Origin of the sequence: Brevundimonas sp., from assembly GCF_044239655.1 — a bacterium.
Classification (GTDB): Bacteria; Pseudomonadota; Alphaproteobacteria; order Caulobacterales; family Caulobacteraceae; genus Brevundimonas.
Map to the genome: position 1 here is coordinate 1 of NZ_JBIIAY010000256.1, position 3,690 is coordinate 3,690.

The window sequence follows — 3,690 nt, forward strand, 5'->3', positions numbered from 1 at the left end:
TATCGGGTCGTTACCGCCCCATACAGCGTTGCCCTCTCCCTCTACCACCTCATAGAAGGTGAATAGGGGTGATGTCTTCGGGTGAAAGGCTATTACTTCACTCATACTAGAACCTCCATCTTATTGGCGCAGGATAGGCAGACTGGATAGTCAAACCTATAGTTAAAATCGTCATCATCTGTAAAGTTCGTCAAGCAAACCTCACAGTAGGTTACTTCACTCATTGCTCGCCCTCCAGTTCGTTTATATGTGACTCTACCTCTTTAGCTTTTTCGTACTCTCCGTCATAGTCAAAGTTATCTTTGGCTATCCATAATGCCTCTACTAATAACTCATTACTAATCATTACCACACCAACCTTTCCTCTAGTGTCCAGTTTAATGCCTTTAGCCATACCTGTAATTCATCTACCGATAGGTAGGTAAAGTCCTTATTGACTAGCTCACTCTCGATAAAGTTTATTTCATACTTAATTTCATCTACTGTCTTCATTACTTGCCCTCTCTCTCGTTCGTGATACCTACTCGGCTAAGCGCATACACCATACGCTCTAGGTTACGCATAGCCTCGTATGAGTTTAAGTCCTCTAGTTGTTGCAAGGCAGTAGCTTTACATAGATCTGCCTTTGCTTGCCAGTATTCTTTTGTTGGCTCGGTCATTTGCCCATTTCCTTTAGCTCTTGTAGGTATCTTTCCACTTGGTCGTTCTCTTGCACATAGCAGGCGTGGCATAGGGGAATTAAATCCTTTATGCCTTCTGCTGATAGGTCTGTATTACATACTCTGCACTTGCTCACTTACTCCTCATTTCCAAGGGGAATGGACAACCTCGTTGTCCCATCCGCATTTGTGGCAACGAAACCAGTAAGTCCCGTTGTAGTTTTCATAGTCCTCATTCTCCGCCTCGCACCCTTCATACTCGCAGATTACTACCATTAGTCATTCCAACTATGGGTATTACGGTAGGCATTAGTTAAGTCCACGATTTCCTTAATAGTTTCCAAGCACTCTTCATCAGTCCAGTCTTCGCCATCCACCCCTGCTACATCTATGACTAGACCTAGAGCTTGACCGCTAAGAGTATCTATACCTTCAATGAAGGCGTTAAAGTTAGCGGTGCTATCTATTACCGTGAGTATATCTTGCTTATTCATTAGTCGTCCCCGTTCATCTGATTAATAGCCTTCGCTAATTGATCACCGATAATGTCGTCGTTATCTATAAACTCACCGTCGCCAGCGTATCCGCTAGACCACTCGTTAGTTTCATCATTGAATACAGTGCCGTCAGGGAAGCGCACTTCCTCACTGTCGTAGTCCAGCTCCCAGCCGTTCTCACTGGTGTATTTCAAAATAAAGTGATGTTCGATAGTCATTACTCGCCCTCTTCTTCTCTTAATAGTTCGACTGTCTCTTCTCTTACATAGTGTGCTTGCCCTTCAAAGCCTGTTGGATACATAGGCAATAAACCTTCTGCTTCCTGTTCAGAGTTCGCTTTGATAGAGATAATCTGTTCCACTACATACACATAAGTTTTCATTTGCTTGCCTTCTCTCTCGTTGTTGAGGTTGGTCTACCTCTCACCCGCCCCCTCTGCTACCGAACAGAGGGGAGGAGTGGGTGGCGTACCACTACCTTACTATACCGTTATTACTTAAAACATTCCACCATTTGACCAACACAATAATCTGAGCCCGTCCACCACACGTGACCACTTGCCCAGTAGATCATCGCTAACCCTGCAACGATAAGAACTGCCCTGACCCTCTTGCCTCGTTTGGTTAGCTTCATCGCCCGTGCTCGCTTTCAATCTCCAACAATTCCATAACCCACTTGTCCACGTCCAGTGGTCGGTTAGCGTACTCACTCAAAGCGTCTGCAAGATAGCCAAGCTCAACGTATCCAAGTGATGAGGCAGGGCGTTTCCAATCGCCAAAGATTATGGAGTCGTCGCCGTAGGCGGTGTCTGCGTAACCGATAAGGTCTAGGAACTTACGAAACGGGGCGTAGTCCTCGTAGTTACTCGCCCAAGAGTAAAGCGTCTCCACTGCCTCGCAGTAGGTCGGCGCGTTCTCACTCGCCCACGCTAAAGCTCCCTCTGTTCTGTTGTCTGTCTTTGTATCTGTATCCATTTTACTCGCCTTCCTTCATTGGTTTGATTGGTCGATGGTACTGGCAAAACATTGAGCCTTCAACTACCTGCTCGTAACACTCGTACAGTCCGCACTCTTTCATTACTCGTCACCCTCTTCTTCTTCACTTGCCCAGTTCAATACGTCGAACTCACCGCAGTTAGGGCAGACCAAGCCGTACAGGTCGCCTGACTCCTTGTCCAACTCGCCCACTCCCTCGCAAACCGCTTCGCACCCTTCGCAAGTGGTGTAGTAACTCTCTTTGGTTAGCGTTCTCATTTTGCACCTGCCTTCTCGATAATTGCCTCTGCTTCTTCTTGTGTTTCAGCGTATCCGAAGAAGTCGGACGCGTCCACCTTGTACTGATAGCGAAACGACATCCAGCCGTCTAGCCCCGTTGCCTCGATTGTGTAACTCATCTCTCGCCCTCTCTCTCATAGCAAAATCGATCAAAAATTGACCTCATCAGCAGTCGCCTCACGACTGGACGCCTCTCGGCGTTTCGGTCTTACTTGCCCTCCCTCTCTTTGAGTTCCTTCTTCAGCTTCTCGTACAGTGCTTCCAGTCTTTCGCTTCTTTGGTCGCCGTGAGTTCCCTGAGTATCAAAGGTGACGGCGGAGTACAGGTCTTTGACTTCCTGAAGTGTTAGCTCCATTACTTGCCTTCCTTCAGGATACGGATTGCCATTTCTAGGGCGTCAGAGAAGCCCTCAGCGTAACTGCGCTCCATTGACTCCATTGCGTCCCCGAAGTCGTTTGCCTCTTCATTTGCCTGCCTCTCTTCTAACTCTTTGCCTGCTTCGGTTGCTTCTGCTTCCAACTTGGTGATTGCTTCCTTCACTCCCTGATTGTACGCCTTCAGACACTCATCTTGTAATTGCTTTGCCATTCTCATCGTCTCGTCGTAGTTCATTTTCTTGCCTTTCGGTAGTAGTTGTCCTCATCAGTGACCGCGTGACGGTCAGACGCCCGAAGGCGTTTCGGACTAGTTATTCAAGAGCTCCAAGAACTCTTTGCGTCGTTGTGTTGTGTTGGTTGCCTTGATGATAAAGATGTCGCGCTTGAAGTTTGGATTGTATCGCTCCAGCTTATCTGCAAACATTTCAGCAAGTGCGTCAATCGCGTCTTGGTCGATTACTTCATCAGAGTTGCTAAGTACACTTGCGATGATTTCATAGTCTTTGCGAGTCATTGTGTTGCCCCTTTGCGGTTCGTTCAGCTCGACCATTTCAAGCTGATAGGAGCAAAGTACAGGACTCTACGGTATAGCGCAAGTCCATTTGAGCATTTCTTTATAACAATTTGGTAACGAAATGATTGTCTATTTGTCGACAATTCTAGGGGTCTAAGTTACCGCTCAGTAGGTTACTGATGAGTAGGTTACTGGTCAGTAAGTTACTGGTGAGTAACTGCTTCACGGGTCGCAGAGCTTGGTCAGGATTGGATTGTTTAACTGTGTGCGCGAGATGTTAATAAAGCGCCGCCAATCTAGGAAGCCCCTTCTGCTTACCCAACCGCCAACCGCGCCCCATAGGGGGTGGGGTGACGCAGGGCAGGGCAG

At 47.4% G+C, this 3,690-nt stretch carries 8 protein-coding genes; all 8 read right to left on the reverse strand.

The genetic code is table 11. The features are described 5' to 3' along the window. Positions 1-220: 220 nt before the first annotated feature. Positions 221-394 carry a hypothetical protein gene (locus ACILQR_RS17775; RefSeq protein WP_395652695.1) on the reverse strand — a complete coding sequence of 58 codons (174 nt, stop codon included), beginning with the start codon at positions 392-394 and terminating at the stop codon, positions 221-223. 758 nt (positions 395-1,152) lie between these two features. Further along, on the reverse strand, positions 1,153-1,374 hold the full coding sequence (locus ACILQR_RS17780; protein ID WP_395652696.1) for a hypothetical protein: 222 nt from the start codon (positions 1,372-1,374) through the stop codon (positions 1,153-1,155). Then, entirely contained in the window at positions 1,374-1,538 is a 165-nt protein-coding gene (locus tag ACILQR_RS17785) for a hypothetical protein (RefSeq protein WP_395652697.1), read from the reverse strand. The genes ACILQR_RS17780 and ACILQR_RS17785 overlap by 1 nt, the downstream gene beginning before the upstream one ends. Before the next feature lie 247 nt (positions 1,539-1,785). Then, positions 1,786-2,130, reverse strand: a complete 345-nt coding sequence (locus tag ACILQR_RS17790; protein WP_395652698.1) for a hypothetical protein — start codon at positions 2,128-2,130, stop codon at positions 1,786-1,788. A 275-nt stretch (positions 2,131-2,405) separates the two neighbouring features. Next, positions 2,406-2,549, reverse strand: coding sequence for a hypothetical protein (locus ACILQR_RS17795; protein ID WP_395652699.1), 144 nt, complete (start codon positions 2,547-2,549; stop codon positions 2,406-2,408). Between the two features lie 89 nt (positions 2,550-2,638). Next, positions 2,639-2,785 carry a hypothetical protein gene (locus ACILQR_RS17800; protein ID WP_395652700.1) on the reverse strand — a complete coding sequence of 49 codons (147 nt, stop codon included), beginning with the start codon at positions 2,783-2,785 and terminating at the stop codon, positions 2,639-2,641. After that, positions 2,785-3,042: a hypothetical protein gene (locus ACILQR_RS17805; protein WP_395652701.1), complete on the reverse strand. Its 258-nt coding sequence runs from the start codon at positions 3,040-3,042 to the stop codon at positions 2,785-2,787. Before ACILQR_RS17805 ends, ACILQR_RS17800 begins: the two co-directional genes overlap by 1 nt. Positions 3,043-3,114: 72 nt before the next feature. Continuing rightward, positions 3,115-3,321 (reverse strand): hypothetical protein, encoded by a 207-nt coding sequence (locus ACILQR_RS17810; protein WP_395652702.1) that lies wholly within the window; start codon positions 3,319-3,321, stop codon positions 3,115-3,117. Positions 3,322-3,690: the final 369 nt, after the last annotated feature.

Excerpts from the sequence above, each read along its gene's own strand:
- ACILQR_RS17785 (WP_395652697.1), bottom strand. The coding sequence starts at position 1,538 with ATGAAAACTTATGTGTATGTAGTGGAACAGATTATCTCTATCAAAGCG.
- ACILQR_RS17795 (WP_395652699.1), bottom strand. The coding sequence starts at position 2,549 with ATGAGTTACACAATCGAGGCAACGGGGCTAGACGGCTGGATGTCGTTT.
- ACILQR_RS17800 (WP_395652700.1), bottom strand. The coding sequence starts at position 2,785 with ATGGAGCTAACACTTCAGGAAGTCAAAGACCTGTACTCCGCCGTCACC.
- ACILQR_RS17790 (WP_395652698.1), bottom strand. The coding sequence starts at position 2,130 with ATGGATACAGATACAAAGACAGACAACAGAACAGAGGGAGCTTTAGCG.
- ACILQR_RS17775 (WP_395652695.1), bottom strand. The coding sequence starts at position 394 with ATGGCTAAAGGCATTAAACTGGACACTAGAGGAAAGGTTGGTGTGGTA.
- ACILQR_RS17810 (WP_395652702.1), bottom strand. The coding sequence starts at position 3,321 with ATGACTCGCAAAGACTATGAAATCATCGCAAGTGTACTTAGCAACTCT.
- ACILQR_RS17780 (WP_395652696.1), bottom strand. The coding sequence starts at position 1,374 with ATGACTATCGAACATCACTTTATTTTGAAATACACCAGTGAGAACGGC.
- ACILQR_RS17805 (WP_395652701.1), bottom strand. The coding sequence starts at position 3,042 with ATGAACTACGACGAGACGATGAGAATGGCAAAGCAATTACAAGATGAG.